Genomic DNA, 19,441 nt, shown 5'->3' on the forward strand with positions numbered 1-19,441 from the left:
TTAGCAACCAACCACGCTCTACAATGAAATAAGAAATTTAATATGGGCAATACTATCTTTAGGAATTTCTATCGAAGATGTTGAAATTTCTTTGAAATTTAATTTTGCTAACCAATGGTGTTGATGATAAAGCATTAGATTGTCCAGACTATTGTTCTCACTTATCGCATACCTTTGAATATCGAAATACTCTACCTCTGCATGGTTGAGTTGTTTAATATCTGAAAAAATTAATCGATATTGATTCACATTCATCTTTGATTTGATATTTAAAAAATATGTAATTACTTGATACTCGTGTTTATATCGAGTCATTACCATCTGGTTATTTCTATAAACTATTTCGCCTCTCAGTTGGTTTAACATACTGATTACATAAGATACTAACTGGAATGCATTCGGCTCTTGTTGAGCTATATTAACTACCACATATTTTTCTAAATAAGGTAACGATAAACCACTCACTTTATCATATTGGTTCATTAATAATCTTATATAATCAATTGTTTGTATATTTAGTAGTTTTTCCTTATTTTTTATTAATTGGTCTACTTCAATAATTATTTTAGACTGATAAATATCGAGGTCCTCTAATAAGTTAATCGGTATCATTATTTTATCCACATCATTTACTATTCGCGCTAAACCTAACTCTTCATATTGGCCAGGTTTTACTCGATAAATCAATTGATAATCATCAAAATACTTATTAATAGATTGTTGTAACTGGTGGATTAAACTACACTTAACTTCTTCTATTAAAAACCCTAATTGAAAATGATTAAATTGACGCAAAAATATAAATAATACTTCCAATGCTTGATGAAATGACATTTTCTCTGATGAGTTAAATACATCTGGCCTTGAAGTTGATACTTTAAATATAGGATGCATATTTAAATCAGATATAAATTGAAGAAGTTGTAACAACTCTTTTATAAACGACTCTATATCTTTAAATATATCTTTATAATTTAAATCTACTATATAATGTACATTTCCTTTATTGATATTTAGTGCTCTTTTCATGTTTAGAAATGAACATTGGTCAAAATAATTATTGTTAATATGTTCAATATAAAAGTCCGGTGATTGATATATATTGTTACTTTCTGCCACTTTAATTGTACGCTCTTCTATTTCAAGTGAAGTTTCTTCTCTGAATTCACTTAGAGACTTTAGAATATGTCGATTTAAATCAATTTCTTCAGATTTATTTTGGAAGATAGACGTTGCTATATAATCTCTTCTAATTAATTTAGGTGTGTTACCATAAGTATCTTTAAATAATTGTATAAATCGAGAATAATGGTGGAAGCCATGATCAATTGCTATCTCTTCTATAGGTCGACGTGTAGTTAAAAAATCATTTAGACAAAACTTTAAACGTAGATGGTTAAGGTATTGGTTAAATGTTTGAAAGGGCGTTTCTTTAAACATACTTGTAAGTGTTTGATTAGATAACTGAACTGCATTAGCTAAGTCTTGCTTATTTATTTTATTTTCATGGTGATTAACTAAATATTCATGAACTTCTTCTGAAATGTACATTTTTTGATTAAATGGGTGGTCAGTATTCTCAAAATGACTTAGTTCAACAATTAAATACAGAATTAATTTATTGGCCTCTGTTTTGTAAGCTTTTTTTAGAGTATGTAATTCCAATAACTTTATTATCCAAAATTTAACTCTTTCTTGCTCATTTTTATTTATTTTTAGACCATTAGATAACATTGAGTTATTCGCAATTCTAAGATATGAATCATAAGGTATATCAATAACACAGCAAATTGAATCATTTTCACTTTTAAATGAGTATGTATCATTTAAAAGTACGAATGCAATTTCATCTTTAATTAATTCATACTTGTTCAAATTAATAGTTAACTCACTCTTACCTTGTAAACAATAGAATACTCTTACATTTAATGCTTTAGTTGTTTTAATAGCTAATTGATTAAAAACACGTATCGAATAATTCTCTCTCATATGTCTGCCTCACGATGTAGTATTGTGTTTTTGTTTATTAAAATTCTCCCCGATTGTTAAAAACTAAATTTAACTAGACAACATCTATATTTCATTCTTAATTATACAATCTTTAAATTTTTAGCTGTAGCAAATTAGATTAATATTATATCAATTTTCTTTTTAATTTAAATAGCTTTACCTAATATTTTTCGATTAATATCCTTAATAAATCTTTCAATATCCACACAAACGATTTATTGAACAGGCAAACATCATCTAGTTTATTCAATATATAATTCAATAAATATTTAAATACATTTGCTTTAAGAATTTTCTGTAAATTTACAGTGTTGTAACAACAAAATATGTTTTTTAATTCAAACAAAAATAAAATGCCGTCATAATCGTTTTCCAACAGATTCGACTAAAATGTTGGATTATAACAAACCGTGTAACAATATTAGCAAAAAATTACAAAACGTTAACAAGCCACACAAGCATACTTTTTTCTGATAAAGTATTGCTTGTCGTTAAAAAAGAACGAAAGAAATTAGTAACTCATTGGTCACATGACTATTAAATAAAAAAGATAATTTAATTCTCAGGAGGATATTTAACAATGAAAAAAATCGCTACAGCTACAATCGCAACTGCGGGAATCGCTACTTTCGCTTTTGCACACAACGATGCTCACGCAGCAGAACAAAATAATGGTGGTTATAATCCAAATGATCCAACTTCATATAGTTACTCATACACTATCGATCAACAAGGAGATTACCACTACACTTGGAAAGGTAACTGGAGCCCAAATCGTTTAAATTCTCATAACAATTATAGTTACAGTAACTACTCAAATAATAATTACAATAGCAGTAATTATAGTAATTCTAATAACCAAACTGGTGGCTTAGGTGCTAACTATTCTTCAACAAGTCGTAACGTACATGTAACAACAACTTCTGCTCCATCTTCAAATGGTGTGTCATTATCAAACGCATCTTCAGCAGGTGGTAACTTATATACTTCAGGTCAATGTACATACTATGTATATGATAAAGTTGGTGGAAAAATCGGCTCTACTTGGGGTAACGCTAATAACTGGGCAAACGCTGCCGCTTCAGCAGGATATACAGTAAATAACTCACCTTCACAAGGTGCGATTTTACAAACTTCACAAGGTGCATTTGGTCACGTTGCCTATGTTGAGAGTGTCAACAGCAATGGTTCAATTACTTTTTCAGAAATGAACTATGGCCACGGTGTAGGTGTTGTAACATCACGTACTATCTCAGCTAGTCAAGCTGCTTCTTATAATTATATTCACTAATAATGCAATTATATTTAATAACGTCAAGCATTCATTCCATTTTAGGTATGAATGCTTTTTTTATTCATTGAATGCCCTATCAATTTAAAAATAATTAAACATAAAAAAGGCCTATTACTTAGAAAGTAATAGGCTAAAAATAGTTTTTTCTAAAACAAATTCAAATGTTCTTGTTTAGTCTTTCTATATCATTTTAAAATTGATAATTAAGATGTATAAAAGAATTCGTTACATACAGTCAAGTATTTATTCCGCTACAAAATAAATACAATCACTATATAGAAGGATATTAATATGCTAAAACCAACACTAGATATAATCGCTACAAGTTATATCTATGTATATTGTTTCAACATATTTAGTATATTCCACTCTGTAAAAATATTAAACTTAACTTTTATTTAATTTCTTTATACCTATACCTGTAAAACCGTAAGTAATTGCTATTAGTGCACACAAGTAACAAGGTACTGTCCAAATAAAGAAATCTCCTACTGACACATTTAATTGGTGTGAATAATATATACCTGAAGTTCCCCATGGAATAAGTGGTAAAATCATAGTGCTTGAATCTTCAAGTGTTCGAGATAATACCGATCTTGATAAATTCATCTTTTCAAACATTTCTTTCATTAACACACCAACCATGATAATTACAATAGAAGCAACACCTGCTGCAAAAACAAGCATCAAACTACAAACCACTGTAATAAGTATAAGAGTTCCAACTGATTTTACACCTTTAGATACAGTATTTAACATGACATCTAAGCATCCTGCTTTTTCTACAATACCTGCAAAGGCATAGCCACAAAAAATAGTAACAATAATTTCTGTCATGCTCATCATACCACCTTGTTCTATTAAAGTGGTCACATTCTTAGATAAGTGTGATTGATTTACCATACTATGATTAAAACCTTCAAACATTGCTTTCAAACCATCAACTATATTGAAATGATTATTAAATGTCCCAACAATTAAAGCACTTAAACTAGAAATGAGCATGGATGGTACTGTAGAGACTCTTAAAAATAAACAAACCGCAATTACAACTAAAGGAATCCATACAATTAAATTAATGTTATAAACTTTATCTAACTCATGGAGTAATGTCTGTATTTGTTTAGGATTCGTATGACCTTTTGAATGCAATCCCGCAAAGAACCACACAATCATGCCAATGATGGATGCAGGAATTGTTGTCCACATCATTGATTTGATATGAGCAAAGATATTCACTTTAGTAACTAATGCGGCTAAATTAGTTGTATCTGATAAAGGCGACATTTTATCGCCAAACACTGCACCTGCAATAATTGCACCTGCAGCCATACCAGGCGCTACGCCTAACTGATTTGAAATTGAAATCAATGCTATACCTGCTGTGGATGCTGACCCCCAAGCTGTACCTGTAGCGACCGAAGTAATTGCACTGATGATAAATGCAGAAACTAAAAAATAACTCGGATTTAAGAACTTTAAGCCATAATAAATCAATGCTGGCACTGTTCCAGAAAACATCCAACTGCCAACTATAATCCCTACGGCTAAAATGATAAAAATAGCAGGCATAGCTGTAGTAAGCCTCTTAGTTATACCTTCTTCTAATTCTTCCCATCTTAACCCAACTCGATATGCAATAAATGCAGCATAAGCTGATGATATTAATAATAATATCTGAATAGGTATATTAAAGAAGATAAATCCTATTACTACCACTATTACCATAAATATAATCGTAGATAAGGACTCCAAAAATGTGGGTTTCCTGTACTTATGCGTCATATTAATTGCTCCCTTCAGCAGTTTTTTGATGCAAAACCTCTTTTCGTAAACTTGTGATTAAATTTTTATTCTAAATCTAATTTTTCTAATCCTAATTCTTCTATTGTCAACCCTTCTTCAAAGAAGTCTCGTTCGAGAATTGTTGATGCGATAACTATAACCGCATCAATATTAGGTGTTGGTACATCTATAACTCTCCCTAAACTAGACCATAAGACTAATCCATAAGCGATATCTTCAGTTAAATATCTATTTTCTACATGGTTAGGTCCCGGTATTTTAGAAAATACTGGACTCGTATTAAATAGACGATTTAAAGGTTCATCTTCATCTTGTCGTTCTAAATAACCTCTTTGAATACGAGATTCTTTTGCTGTAGATAACTCAAACCCTAATTTTCTCCCTAAATTCAATCGTTCAAGTTCAATCGCATGTAATAATCGAACTGTATGTTTAGTTATCCCTTCTTTATATAATGAGAAATTCTCAGCATAATCTATTCGACCTACGTTTAGTAAAGTAGGACCCGGGTGTACTTCTGGGTTACCATTCTCTAGATTTGTCTTTAACAGACTTTCCTCTTTAACTAGATATTCATAAATTTGTGATACTTTTTCGTAACTATCATTTAATTCACTTCTATCAAATGTTGAGAAAAATACTCTACGTACATTAAGTGATAAATCTACTCGCGCATTTTCAAAATCAACACGTGTACCATAAGTAAGCGTGTTGGCTTCAGCAAAATTAGGGTGTACATCAATGTGACGATCCTCTAAAACGTTCATAAAACGAATAGACCCCATAGAAGCAGCTATGTTGAAAAAGATAAGATGATTATCTGTCACAAAGTGAGACATGACTTTAGCATAATATTCAATAAAGGATGATGGAATAATGACTTGAACGATATCTGCATCTTCTAGAACATATTCAATATCATCACTAATATTTGTGAAAGGTATAAATTTTTCTTGTCCTTCATTATTAAAATCAAAACCGCCTTTTTCGAAAGCAGCATTAAATTTTTCAATTGACTCGTTACGACAATACAATCTTACGTCATGACCTTTGTCTACCATATCGACAGCCGCAGTTACTGCACCATTACCTGAACCTACAATAGCTATTTTCATAATTTTCCTTCTTTCTTCATTAAAATAGTTGCGTTCATGTTTGTTAATTTAAATAATCCAATAAAAAAGGAGTGGGTCTGAATTCATCAATCGTATAGGAAGAATTCTGCGGCCCGCCCCGCGATAACTATAAATAACGTGTTTAATAAGTATGAGTCAAAGCCATTCACTTACTCAAAAACATGACTTCTTCTGTATAATAACAATACTATATAACCGAATAAACCATTTTTTAAACTTATTCAATATTTGAAGTTGAAAATTTAAATTTATCATTTAATAATATATTCTATTTTGATATAGTAATAAGTGTATTATGTATATAAATAATAAATTCGGAGGCTATTCATTATGAATAATAGTGAAAATCATCGTTTTGATCATTCAGAAACAACTTCAGAAGGTCAAATGTCATCTCAAAACTTAAATAGTGAACGAAACCAATCTAATCAAAATAGTGATTACCAACAATATAATAGAAGCAATCAGTATACTTCACAAGAAAACAATCAAATCGCAAAAGATGAAGAGCAAGACGAGCGATTAATGTCAATGTTAATTTATCTATTAGGTTTATTTACAAGTTTTATTGGTCCACTTGTAATATGGTTAGTAAAACGAAAAGATTCTAAACTTATAGATACAGCTGGAAAGACATATCTAAATTACTACATTTCTTATTTTATATATTCTGTAGTTGCAGTGATTTTAGTCTATGGCTTTCTTTTCATATCAACCTTGAGTGATAATAATACAGGTATTCAAATTTTTGCATTAATTTGTATGTTAATTCTCACTCTTGCCTTACTTGTTTTATCAATTATTAGTATAGTATGTACTATTATTGGGTGCGTTAAGTATTTTTCAGGCAAAACCTATAAAATACCATTCAGCCTCCCTATCATAAAATAAAAGTTAGGTCTTATTTTATTACAATAACCTGTAACAAAAGCTTAAGTTTTTAAACAACAAAACCTATTTAATTTTAAGAACAGTGCTTCATTGAAGTTTTGTAACACACTGTAACCTTGACTAACGTTTATTACAACGATGGTCAAGGTTTTTTTAATTGGTTTACGAAAGCGTAACATCAATCACAAACATAAAATATTTTGTTAGAGTTGTTGTGTCGTCAAAGATGACGAATAAATAACATAAAATGATATATTCTTACTCATTGGTCGCTACACCTTTAAGATATATCATATTATTGTTTTATTTTTGGGAGGACTTTTAATTATGAAAAAATTAGTTACAATTACGACATTAACAGCAGGTATTGGTGCATCTTTATTTGGAACTACGACAAACGCACATGCTGCAGAAAATAGTCATGGTAATCAACAGTGGAATCAACATTCTCACCATCCCATGAACAATGGTTTTCAAGAACATAATAATCACTTGAAGCATTTTAACTATCACCCACAACGTCCATTTAACTACTACAAGGATCAGCATAGCTTAAATCAAAATACACATACACACACTTTTAAAAATACAATTACAACATCATCTGACTTAAACTCCTCATCAAGCTCTAATTCAAGCAGCTCATCTACTACTTCAACTAAGATAACGTCTTCTTCAGGAAACTTATATACAGCTGGTCAATGTACTTGGTATGTTTATGATAAAGTTGGAGGTAAGATAGGTTCAACTTGGGGTAACGCAAATAACTGGGCAACATCAGCTCAATCAGCTGGTTATACTGTTAATCATACTCCAGAAAAAGGCTCAATTCTTCAATCATCTGCAGGTGCATATGGACATGTTGCTTATGTAGAGAGTGTTGGTAGTGATGGTTCAGTTACTGTATCAGAAATGAATTATAATGGTGGACCATACGTTGTAGATACACGTACAATCTCATCTAGTGAAGCAAGTTCTTACAATTACATTCACCTCGACTAAACACTATATTTACAACTATCTTATAGCTCTAACTCCCGTCAAAGTTGCGATTTATATCTAAGTAACTTGACGGGTTTTTAATTCAATATACTAAATTAATACTTAACTATTACGTCAATTTTTAAATATTGCTACACTATCACTTATTTGAGAAAATAGTGATATCACTTTAAATTGGAGGCAATTGATAATGCAATGGCTAAAGGTAATTATAGCTGGATTTGTAGAAATCATCTGGGTTACAGGATTAGATAATGCGCATTCTTTATTAAGTTGGGTTGTTACCCTCTTTTTTATTGCCCTCAGTTTCTATCTTGTCATTGATGCATCTAAGCATTTACCAGTAGGTACCGTTTATACTTTTTTTGTAGGTATAGGTGCTGTAGGTACGGTACTTGTAGATATGATTTTCTTCAATCAACCCTTTACACCTACCAAGCTTATATTAATCATAATTCTTATTGCAGGTATTATACTACTAATGAAAATGAAGAAGGAGGTCAATAACGATGGCGTGGATTTTTCTTTTAATAGCCGGAAGCTTAGAAATACTCGGTGTGGTACTACTGAATGAATTATCACGTACACAAAATAAATTATTCATCATATTACTTGGCCTCGCCTTTATTTTAAGCTTTAGCACTTTAAAACTTGCCATGCATGAAATACCTATGGGCACAGCTTATGCTATTTGGACAGGTATAGGAACCGCAGGCGGTACCATTATCGGCATGTTATTTTATAAAGAATCGAAACACTTTAGTCGAATTATTTGCATTTTAATGATACTTGTAGCTGTAGTCGGATTACGTTTGATTGGCTAATTTATATAGTGAAATAGTTCATAAGAATCTTATATACTGCCATTAGCCAAGCTATTTTAATCTTAATGTGGTTGAACGCTTTCTATTGTTTGCGCTTTCTTCTTTTACTATACTATTAATAAAGAAGGAGTGATAATTATGGAAAAAGTATATATCGCAGGCGCAATTCCTGAAGTAGGATTAAACTTATTGAAAGAACATTTTGAAGTTGAGATGTACGATGGCGAGGGAATTATTGATAAAGAAACTTTAAAAGAAGGCGTTAAAGATGCCACTGCTTTAGTAAGTTTACTCTCTACTAATGTGGATAAAGACGTAATAGATAGCGGTAAAAATCTTAAAATTATTACTAACTATGGCGCTGGTTTCAATAATGTTGATGTCGATTATGCAAGGGAAAAAGATATCGATGTGACTAACACACCTAAAGCATCCACAAATGCAACTGCTGATTTAACAATTGGCTTGATACTTAGCGTTGCCCGTCGAATTGTCGAAGGTGATGAATTATCAAGAACTAAAGGCTTTGACGGCTGGGCGCCTCTATTTTTCCGTGGAAGAGAAGTTTCAGGCAAGACAATTGGAATTATTGGTTTAGGAGAAATTGGTGGTGCTGTTGCCAAACGTGCACGTGCATTTGATATGGATGTATTATATTCAGGCCCACACCGTAAAGAAGAAAAAGAAAGAGAAATCGGTGCTAAATATGTAGATTTAGATACTTTATTAGAGAATGCAGACTTCATTACTATTAATGCGGCTTATAATCCTGACCTTCATCATTTAATTGATAGTGAACAATTTAAACAGATGAAATCCACAGCATATCTAGTTAACGCTGGTCGAGGACCTATCGTCAATGAACAAGCACTTGTACAAGCGCTTGAAAATAAAGAAATCGAAGGCGCTGCCCTAGATGTATATGAGTTCGAACCTGAGATAACAGATGAGCTCAAATCGTTTAAAAATATTGTTCTTACACCACATATCGGTAATGCGACATATGAAGCTAGAGATATGATGGCTAAAATCGTTACAAATGATGCAATTAAAAAATTAAATGGTGAAGAACCACAATTCGTCGTAAATCGTAAATAATTTATCACTCTAAACGTACAAAAGGTGAGCGGAACATTTAATGTCGTCCGCTCACCTTTAATTATTTTTCTTTTGATTTATATAAAAATGTTGCTTGTGATGATGCATAAGCGTTAGGCATCATTTTCATAATTGAATTGCGTATGTTCACAATTAATTTATTACGTTTCTGTGCAACCTTTCCAATTTTTCTTGATCGCTTAATTACCTTGGCAGTGTGCTTAACACGTAATTTATCATATCGTTCAAGTGCTTTATCGATATCATAAGCTTCCAAGCAATTGACTAAAACGATTGCATCTTCCATCGCTTGTCCAGCACCTTGCCCCATATTTGGTGAAGTAGCATGGGCAGCATCTCCTAATAAAATTGTTCTTCCATATACAAAGGTTCTTAAAGGTTTCATATCATAAATGTCATTTAATAATATGCCCGTCTCACTTTGCTTATCAAGTATTTGTCGTACTTCATTTGGAAAATGATTAAAATATGCTTGTAAATGCGGTTTACCAAATGTTTGATATTTAGGATCCCTTTCTTTAGCTGGAACCGTAATGAACCAATAAGCTTGGTTATTTAATAATGGAACAACACCAACTCTTCCCTTTGCACCCCAATATTCATTAGCTACATGTTCATTTTTAAGATTGACATCATCAACAATCCCTCTAAAGCAAGTATAGCCCTGATAAATCAACTTGGTAGAGGCACCAACAGCTTCCCTTACATTTGAGTGAATGCCATCTGCTCCGATACACAAATCAAATGCTTCACTTTCTTGTGTTGAAAAGTGAACTGTTACTTTAGAATTTGTTTGTTCTAAACCAGTCACTAAATGATTAGTATATATTGAAGAAGACTTAACATATGATTGAATAATATCTATTAAAGTTTGTCGCGCTAGCGTTACATTTAAAGTATTATTTTTTAATTTAGCGGACACTAATTCGCGCCCACGTTCATCATATACATTCATAGCTGTTAGATTTTGACCAGCGTTTTTAATGCCCTTTTGAAGATCATGATTACCCAATTTTTTTAGTACATTATCCCCTATTCCTATCCCTGCACTTACTTCACTAATTGAATTAATCTTCTCGAAAATTTTCACTTCATGACCTTGCTCTTCTAATAATGCAGCGACAGTCAAACCACCAATTCCTGCGCCTACAATTGCAACTTTCATTGTTTTTACACCTCAAATTTATCATTCGTTAATATTTTATCATATGTTTAGTTGTTTAAAAGTTTGTCGTCACACTTTTAATGGTAAATTTTACATATCTAAATAAGGTTAGCGACATTGATGACCATGTGCTAACCTCATTGCTATCTATAGTATTTTTTTCGTATATTTTCTTTTTTAATACCAAAGTTGTCATAATATTTTTTCATCATATCAGCAATATTGTCTACCCACTTAATATCACTCGCATATTGGTGTTGCCCAGGATTCTGTGGATTCCAACGCATTTGATATAAATTAAGTTGATTATTTTCAAAATAATGATTACGTACGAAAGATGCGCCACCCATAATTGCTTTACTAGGTGTAGTCCAGGATTGTTGTTTAGCATAGCTTTTACCAGTATGGACAGCATTTTCATCGAAAGCGCCAATTCCATAAAAGTTGTAGTATCTATGACTTCCATCCTTAACGCCTTTAGCAAGTTCTGATTTCCCGTTCCCAGTTTCTACTAATGCATGACTTATTAAGTAAATAATATTAACTTCATATTTATCTTGAGCTTTTATAAAGGTATGGCCTTGATCTTCAAGAATACCTTTACCTTTTAAAATATGATTGACTTCTGATTCAGACATAGGCACTTTTTCAGAAATATCCATATATTTCAACGGATTGTCTCCATGGCTAATACTCATGGCTTGTTCAACATCTTTTTCTTTCGCATTGACAAACTTTCCATCTCTCTCTTTAGTATTTAGCGTACCTTCACCTATCTGTCTTTCTACAGCTTCATTGAAAGTATATTTGATATCATTTTTGAAAAGATTAGTATCAAAAATGAGGAATAGAATTCCAAATATTACTAAAATAGCTATTATTAAGATTGTCGTTATACGAAATCTAGTATTCTTCATTGTTATCTAACTCCCAAAGCTTTATTTTGATAAAACGAAATATGCGATAACAATTGCAATGACAACAATAAAGAATGATACATTGATTGCAATCTTCATACCTGTGCGATCTCTAAACATGACATTAAATATGACTAGACTAATAGCTAAAGATACTGCGAAGAATGCTATTGCAAGCATAAGTTTTAGCATAATTAGAAATACAATACCAATAACTAATAAGACATTGGAAGTGATTGCCATGGCTTTCAAAATATTAGGATTGATACGACTTCACTCCTTTATTTAAACTTTTCAATATACATTTCATCATACATGAAAATTTATAGATATGCGATATTAAAATAGAGGCTCGGAAGTCATTATAGAATGCTTCTTCGCCCCTATGCTCACATAATCATTGATATGATTTTATTCTCGTGACATGCCCTTAAGTAAATTAAGCATGTAAGTTAAACTACGATTCATGTCGTCATCTTTAAGGATACCCATTAAGTTTCTAATAGATGTACGTGCATTAGGACTTGCTTGGTTTGCAACATGAAGACCTTTGTTAAGACGATTAAGCATTTCACTTAAATCTTTCACATTTAAGTCACCAAGTAAAAAGACCATTTGTGCCATATTAGATAATAATCCTGTGTAAATATCCTTATTTAACTCCACTGCAAACTTATTGATAATTACTTGTCGTGCTTTAAATCCACCATTGAGTGCATCTAAAATTTTCGCTTCATCTAAAGTATGAATTAAACGGATTGCTTTAAGAATGCTATCTTTATTCTCAGCAATAGCATCAAGGACTTCGTTTAAATTTTCATTCTTTATTTGCTCAGGTGACTTTTTTAGACGTTTAATTTCAGTAATTCTTTCAGCCATTATTTATCACTCTGCTTCCCTGGGAATACGTAATCAGAACGATTCCATTTTTTCTGTACTTGAACACTATATTGAGGATGACGATGTTTATCAACACGGAAGTTAGTTGGATTTAATGGTGACTTACCACGTTTAGATATAACCTCCATGCGTGCATTTGTTCGCTTGTATGACGGTGTATCAGTGTATTTATCTACATCACTATTTGTGAGTAAGTTAATTGCTCCCATATCTCCATTTTCTAAAGCATCATTATTAAGTGGAATATAGATTTCTTTACCTTTAACTCTATCTGTAATATGAGCTACCAACGTTGCTTCACCAGTTTCTGAAATCAATTTGATTTCAGCACCTTCATGTATATCACGATCTTGTGCTAGTTCTGGTGAAATCTCAACAAATGGATGTGGTACTTTATATCTAATCATTTCAGTTTGATAAGTCATGTTACCTTCATGGAAATGTTCAAGTAAACGACCATTATTAACATGAATATCATAAACTTCATCTTCTTTGAAGAAATTATCAAATGTTAATGGATAAAGCTTTGCCTTTTTATTTTCAAAGTTAAATCCATCTAAATAAAGAATTGGAGAATCTTTCCCATCTTTATCTACAGGCCATTGAAGACTATTAAAACCTTCTAAACGGTCGTAGCTTACACCTGCATATGACGGAGTAAGTCGAGCGATTTCATCCATCACTTCTCCAGGGTGACTATAATCCCAATCTGCGCCTAATTTATTAGCAATAAGTTGGAATATTTCCCAGTCTGGTTTAGAATCCCCCAGTGAATCTAACGCTTTATATAAACGTTGCACACGACGTTCCGTGTTGGTAAATGTACCATCTTTTTCTAGAGAAGGACTTGCAGGTAATACCACATCAGCATAAGTAGCAGTGAATGTTAAGAATTCATCTTGTACAACCATGAAGTCTAATTTCTCAAAAGCTGCTTGAACAAAATTAATATTAGAATCTACGATACCTGTGTCTTCACCATATAAATAAAGTGAATGAACGTCTCCATTATGGATACCTTCTATCATTTGATGATTATCGCGACCAGGAGTTGCACTTAATTCTACGCCATATTCTCTTTCGAATTTAGCTCTAATTTCATCATCAGTAACAAGCTGGTAACCAGGGAATTGATCAGGCATACTACCCATATCACTACAACCTTGTACATTATTATGACCACGAAGAGGATATGCTCCAGCGCCAGGCTTTCTATAATTACCAGTTACAAGTAATAAATTAGAAACAGCTGTACTTGAATCACTACCGATGTCTTGTTGCGTGATACCCATCGCCCAGCAGATTGCAACTGATTCAGCTTTCGCAACTTCATGAGCGAACTTAATTAATCGTTCTTTTGGAATACCTGTTGTTTCTTCAGCGAACTCCATTGTGAATGGTTCTAATGATTTATAATATTCATCAAAATAATCGACCCATTCGTCTAAGAATGCCTTATCATGTAAATCATTATCGATAATATACTTTGTCACCGCGCCTAACCATACTAAATCAGTACCTGGTTTGGGTTGATAAAATTCATCTGCACGTTCAGCCATTTCATGTTTTCTAATATCAAAGACATGGGATTTTTGACCGAATAATTTTTGAGCACGTTTCATTCTTGAAGCAATGACAGGATGTGCTTCAGCAGTATTTGTACCAATCAACACTGTCATAGCTGCCTTTTCTAAATCATCAATACCACCAGCGTCGCCGCCGATTCCTACTGTACGAGTCAAACCTTTCGTAGCTGGTGCTTGGCAATAACGTGAACAATTATCTACGTTATTTGTTCCTATCACTTGTCGAGCAAATTTTTGCATTAAACATGACTCTTCATTCGTCGCTTTAGAAGATGAAATAAATGACAAGCTATCTGCACCGTGTTGATCTTTAATATTGTTAAAGTTATCTGCCATCACTTGCAGTGCTTCTTCCCATTCTACTTCATGGAAAGCACCATCTTTCCTTACTAATGGCTTAGTAATACGTTGATCAGAGTTGATGTGCCCCCATGAGAATTTACCCTTAACACATGATGCAATTTTATTAGCAGGAGAATCATGAGATGGTTGAACTTTTAAAATTTCTCTATCTTTTGTCCAAACTTCAAATGAACAACCAACACCACAATATGTACATACTGTTTTAGTTTTATTTATACGTTCTTTACGCATTTCAGATTCTGAGTCAGAAAGTGCCAATAATGGACCATATCCTGGTTCAGATTTTTTGATTAAGTCGATCATTGCTACAAGTGACCCTGGCTCAGTATCAGTCATGTAACCAACGTTGCCTTCCATATTCACTTCCATCATGGCATTACATGGACATACTGTTGCACATTGACCACATGATACACATGAAGATTCATTAATTGGTACATCATTATCCCAGATGACACGTGGATGTTCACGATCCCAATCAATGCTTATTGTTTCATTTACTTCTATGTCTTGGCAGGCTTCAACACAACGACCACATAATATACATTGGTCTGGGTCGTAACGATAGAATGGACCATAATCTTTCTCATAAGGTTTTTCTTTATATTCATATGTTTGATGCTGGATGCCCCACTCATCCATAGTATTATGGATTTCACAGTCTCCATTATTATAGTCACATACCGTACAATAAAGCATATGTTTTTCTAAAATACGATCTAATGCTTCTTTTTGACTTGATTTAACATCGTTGTTATCTGTTTTTACATTCATTGGACGGTCTATTGTTGTGCCACATGCACGCGCAATTTCTCCATCAATTTCAACCATACATGTATCGCATGTTTGAATTGGCCCCATCGATTCATTGTAGCAAATCGCTGGAACGAAAGTATCTCGAGATCGAATAAACTCAAGTAAATTTGTGCCTGGTTCGACAAGATAATCTGTGCCATCAAGTGTGACTACCAAATGTTCTTGCATAGGCTCACCCCATTTATATTAATTTTACCGTAATAGACTTTTCATGTTAGCTAGATCTATCTGAAAAATACCCCACATATATTTCAAGATAGAATTATCTAAATTGTATTACTTTACTTGCAAAAAGTTAAGAATTTATAAATAATTTATATTCATAAATTACTTATTTGAAAATCATTATCAATTAATGATCCTTTTACTTATTACATTTAATACTTATATACCTTGTAAAAATACATTATAAACACAAAAACACTGTGAGAATGGTTCTCACAGTGCTCATATACAGTTTATAAATCTAAATTATCTCTTAGTAGTTGCGTGTTGCTATTTTTAGAAGCATCACTTGGGACAAAGTAATATAAACCATCACTTTGAATACCACCTTCTCCGTCAAGTTGATGACGGTTTACGTTATCGTTAGCATCTTTATAATTTTTTCTGACAAGATTCAGATCACTTAATGATAAATCAGTTTTAACATTTTGCTGTATTTCGCTCATTAATGAATTAAAATGTGTTATTGATGTTGGACTTGTCATTTTATTAGCCATAGCTTCAAGTACAAGTTGTTGGCGTTCTTGTCTACCAAAGTCCCCACCAGCACCTTCTTCCTTGCGGCTACGTATAAATCTCATTGCAGCATCCCCATCAACATGTGTTTTTTGCCCTTTTACAAAATGTAAACCACTAATTGTGAAGGTGTCATTACTTACCACATCCACACCACCTAAGGTATCAATCATATCGTGTAATCCATCCATATCAATTGTTGCATAGTGGTCAATTGGTACATTCATTAATTTCTCTAAAGAATTTACCGCCATATTGGGTCCTCCGTAAGCATAGGCATGAGCAATTTTTTCTGTCGTACCTCGTCCTACAATTTGAGCTTGAGTATCACGAGGAATACTAACGAGTTCTGTTTTTTTCTCTTTAGGATTAATTGATAAAATCATAATGGTATCGCTACGCTCTCCACCACCTTGATGTTTTCGCTCCGCATCTGAATCCACACCAAATAATGCAATTGTAAAAGGGTCGCCTTCTTTTAAATTAACCTTTCCTGAGCGTAACTCTGAATGGCTTCTATTTAGAGGATTATGTATCTTATCCCCTGTAATAAATATCTTGGCACAGATGTATATTACTGCAATAACAGCGAGTAAAAATAATACTCCTACTATCCAAAGTAAAATTTTAGTTGGCAGGCTCATTTTTCTTTTATCTGAACGTTTCACTCCTACCACTCCTTTACATTTATTTCATATTCATATTCCATAGATAATTATATTATAAAATAAATTATTTACTATACATCTGTAGACCTATTCATTTATACATTTCGAATAACTTAAAAATGAATTTTAACTCACATAATTATAATTGAGGACAACAATAAAGCCTTAAAAAGAAACTCTTTCTAAGGCTCCGACATTAACAATTCACTTATACAATTATATTAATATAATTGTACTTATTTTTGATAGCCCTTACCGCTATTCAAAATATCCAGTACATCTTGATGACAACCAGGGTTACTAATTATAAAAGGGCCACCCTTACCAAAATCAACTTTGCCACCATCTAAGCTAGTCATTTTCAAATTAAGTTCTTGCGCAAAAAGAAACTGAGCGGCTATATCCCAAGGTTTAGGATTCGTATTCATGTGAGCGCCGAATTGACCTTTAATGACTCTAATTGAATCTAAACCACATGAACCAATAATTCGATAACTAAATGAAGTTTGGAAAAGTGCGTTTATCGTTCTATCATTTAAAACATGTGGGTTAAACGACAATATTGCATCTTCAATGGTTAGTGTTGCAGGCTTTAACATCGGTAAATCATTCTCATATGCTCCCTCACCTGCTATTGCTTTATATAATTTATTATGAGGATAATCGTAGATATAAGATAGTTTTGGCTCTCCATCCACAAAGTATCCTAGTATAATACAATAATCTTCTTGTTGCTTTACAAGGTTAGCCGTACCATCAATAGGATCCATAATCCAAACATGTCCATGATAAGGATCAATATCATCATTATTTTTTTCTTCAGCTAATAGTAGATGCCCAGGTAATTGATTTGACAAGAATGTTTGAAAATGGTCTTGAATCTGTTTGTCTACGTTAGTAACTAAATCAAAACGATCCTTTTTAGTATCTGTATGCATCTCTTGAATAAGACGCGGTAAAATATCATCAACAATTTTTAACCAATCACAAATTAAACGATCAATCTGCTTTAAACTTTCTGTCATCCTATGTTTCACCACCAAATAAAATAAATTTATGTAGAATTAATAAATCAGTTATATATTATAAGTAAACTTTAATTATCGAAATCTCTCTATTTACTTATATTTATTTTATACGAAGTCATCAAGATTTTGGAATAATAATTAATAAGTTTTTAAAAAAGAAAAAATCGGCTAGTCACGAGCTAGCCGACAAATAGAAAGGAAAGTAAGTAATAAATATTGAAGATGTTTTGATGTAACTCGAACGATTACACAGCTATCTGTTATATAGCTCTACCCCTTTGTCTAATCGCTCCCCTGTTACAAATATTATAGTAACATAATGATTTTTATATTGTAAGCGTTTTCTAAAAGAAAAATAAGAAATTTTACACTTTTGTACCGACCAAAAATAAGAAAATGTCATCATTGTCGCTTATATGTTATAATAAATGTAATATGTAATGTTTATGGAGGTGACTTTCATTGAATAAATTAGAACGCCAAAATCAAATCATTCAGTCTATACAAAATTCAGATAAAATGACCGCTTCACAACTTGCAAAACTATTTAAAGTTTCGAAACGTACTATTTTAAGGGATATTGATGATTTAGAAGAACAAGGTGTAAAAGTGTACGCACAACACGGTAAACTCGGTGGTTATCAAATTAAAGATGCTCAATCAAAAATTTCTTTATCTTTAACAGAAAATCAACTGTCAGCGTTGTTTCTTACACTAAATGAAAGTCAGTCTTATTCTACTCTCCCTTATCAAACAGAAATTCAAGCCATTATTAAACAATGTTTAGGTTTACCTCAAACACGATTACGTAAGCTATTAAAAAAGATGGATTATTATATTAAATTTGAAGATAGTAATAATTACTCATTACCACAACTATTTTCGGATATATTAATATACTGTACAGAACGAAATGTCATGCTTGTTGATTATATTGAAGAAGGAAAAGCGCACGCTGAAAATGTTATTTTTATAGGTTTATTGTGTAAAGATGGTCAGTGGCATGCAGTGATCTTTGATATAGGTCGTGGTCATACACGTGAATTATCAATCATGGACATACACGATATTTCTTACTCATTCGAAAAAACTATTAAAACTCAAGATATCTCAATAGATAACTATCAGCAATTTTTAAACCCAGCTGACATAAACAGTTAATGTGAATCAGCTGG

The 19,441-nt window shown here is 32.2% G+C and carries 17 protein-coding genes; 7 read left to right on the forward strand and 10 right to left on the reverse strand.

Going from position 1 to position 19,441, the window contains the following annotated elements; translation table 11 throughout:
• Window positions 1-18 precede the first annotated feature (18 nt).
• Window positions 19-1,989: a helix-turn-helix transcriptional regulator gene (locus tag AC3WQX_RS06905; protein ID WP_492739976.1), complete on the reverse strand. Its 1,971-nt coding sequence runs from the start codon at window positions 1,987-1,989 to the stop codon at window positions 19-21.
• A 601-nt stretch (window positions 1,990-2,590) separates the two neighbouring features.
• On the opposite strand from AC3WQX_RS06905, the gene AC3WQX_RS06910 reads away from it, so the two are divergent.
• Window positions 2,591-3,301 carry a CHAP domain-containing protein gene (locus tag AC3WQX_RS06910; RefSeq protein ID WP_492739977.1) on the forward strand — a complete coding sequence of 237 codons (711 nt, stop codon included), beginning with the start codon at window positions 2,591-2,593 and terminating at the stop codon, window positions 3,299-3,301.
• A gap of 390 nt (window positions 3,302-3,691) precedes the next feature.
• Here AC3WQX_RS06910 and nhaC read toward each other — a convergent pair whose 3' ends face one another.
• Window positions 3,692-5,089 (reverse strand): Na+/H+ antiporter NhaC, encoded by a 1,398-nt coding sequence (nhaC, locus tag AC3WQX_RS06915; RefSeq protein ID WP_037550066.1) that lies wholly within the window; start codon window positions 5,087-5,089, stop codon window positions 3,692-3,694.
• Between the two features lie 65 nt (window positions 5,090-5,154).
• Complete coding sequence (locus tag AC3WQX_RS06920) at window positions 5,155-6,225, reverse strand: NAD/NADP octopine/nopaline dehydrogenase family protein (RefSeq protein WP_070597519.1); 1,071 nt, start codon at window positions 6,223-6,225, stop codon at window positions 5,155-5,157.
• Between the two features lie 351 nt (window positions 6,226-6,576).
• Between AC3WQX_RS06920 and AC3WQX_RS06925 the strand changes: the two genes are divergently transcribed.
• From AC3WQX_RS06925 to AC3WQX_RS06945, 5 genes are all read left to right on the forward strand, one after another.
• Window positions 6,577-7,137, forward strand: coding sequence for a DUF4870 domain-containing protein (locus AC3WQX_RS06925; protein WP_049428303.1), 561 nt, complete (start codon window positions 6,577-6,579; stop codon window positions 7,135-7,137).
• Window positions 7,138-7,464: 327 nt separating this feature from the next.
• Window positions 7,465-8,139, forward strand: coding sequence for a CHAP domain-containing protein (locus AC3WQX_RS06930; protein WP_049428305.1), 675 nt, complete (start codon window positions 7,465-7,467; stop codon window positions 8,137-8,139).
• Window positions 8,140-8,329: 190 nt separating this feature from the next.
• Window positions 8,330-8,713 (forward strand): DMT family transporter, encoded by a 384-nt coding sequence (locus AC3WQX_RS06935; protein WP_492739979.1) that lies wholly within the window; start codon window positions 8,330-8,332, stop codon window positions 8,711-8,713.
• Window positions 8,649-8,963 carry a DMT family transporter gene (locus AC3WQX_RS06940; protein WP_002432642.1) on the forward strand — a complete coding sequence of 105 codons (315 nt, stop codon included), beginning with the start codon at window positions 8,649-8,651 and terminating at the stop codon, window positions 8,961-8,963. Before AC3WQX_RS06935 ends, AC3WQX_RS06940 begins: the two co-directional genes overlap by 65 nt.
• A 138-nt stretch (window positions 8,964-9,101) precedes the next feature.
• Entirely contained in the window at window positions 9,102-10,061 is a 960-nt protein-coding gene (locus AC3WQX_RS06945) for a 2-hydroxyacid dehydrogenase family protein (RefSeq protein WP_193626863.1), read from the forward strand.
• A 61-nt stretch (window positions 10,062-10,122) separates the two neighbouring features.
• On the opposite strand, the gene AC3WQX_RS06950 is transcribed toward AC3WQX_RS06945, so the two are convergent.
• The 7 genes from AC3WQX_RS06950 to AC3WQX_RS06980 all read right to left on the reverse strand — a co-directional run bounded on the left by AC3WQX_RS06950 (window position 10,123) and on the right by AC3WQX_RS06980 (window position 18,263).
• Window positions 10,123-11,247, reverse strand: coding sequence for an FAD-dependent monooxygenase (locus AC3WQX_RS06950; protein WP_492739980.1), 1,125 nt, complete (start codon window positions 11,245-11,247; stop codon window positions 10,123-10,125).
• 143 nt (window positions 11,248-11,390) lie between these two features.
• Complete coding sequence (locus AC3WQX_RS06955; RefSeq protein WP_002432770.1) at window positions 11,391-12,164, reverse strand: N-acetylglucosaminidase; 774 nt, start codon at window positions 12,162-12,164, stop codon at window positions 11,391-11,393.
• Window positions 12,165-12,185: 21 nt separating this feature from the next.
• Entirely contained in the window at window positions 12,186-12,407 is a 222-nt protein-coding gene (locus AC3WQX_RS06960) for a hypothetical protein (protein ID WP_002443867.1), read from the reverse strand.
• A 168-nt stretch (window positions 12,408-12,575) separates the two neighbouring features.
• Entirely contained in the window at window positions 12,576-13,043 is a 468-nt protein-coding gene (locus tag AC3WQX_RS06965) for a helical membrane plugin domain-containing protein (protein WP_002432356.1), read from the reverse strand.
• Window positions 13,043-15,997, reverse strand: coding sequence for a formate dehydrogenase subunit alpha (gene fdhF, locus AC3WQX_RS06970; protein WP_311002586.1), 2,955 nt, complete (start codon window positions 15,995-15,997; stop codon window positions 13,043-13,045). Before fdhF ends, AC3WQX_RS06965 begins: the two co-directional genes overlap by 1 nt.
• Window positions 15,998-16,287: 290 nt before the next feature.
• Complete coding sequence (locus AC3WQX_RS06975; RefSeq protein ID WP_002432962.1) at window positions 16,288-17,238, reverse strand: LCP family glycopolymer transferase; 951 nt, start codon at window positions 17,236-17,238, stop codon at window positions 16,288-16,290.
• 236 nt (window positions 17,239-17,474) lie between these two features.
• Window positions 17,475-18,263 (reverse strand): inositol monophosphatase family protein, encoded by a 789-nt coding sequence (locus AC3WQX_RS06980; protein ID WP_049428315.1) that lies wholly within the window; start codon window positions 18,261-18,263, stop codon window positions 17,475-17,477.
• 465 nt (window positions 18,264-18,728) lie between these two features.
• Between AC3WQX_RS06980 and AC3WQX_RS06985 the strand changes: the two genes are divergently transcribed.
• Window positions 18,729-19,427, forward strand: coding sequence for a helix-turn-helix transcriptional regulator (locus AC3WQX_RS06985; RefSeq protein ID WP_002432593.1), 699 nt, complete (start codon window positions 18,729-18,731; stop codon window positions 19,425-19,427).
• Window positions 19,428-19,441 lie beyond the last annotated feature (14 nt).

This window comes from Staphylococcus sp. FW104-15G4D (genome assembly GCF_058790135.1).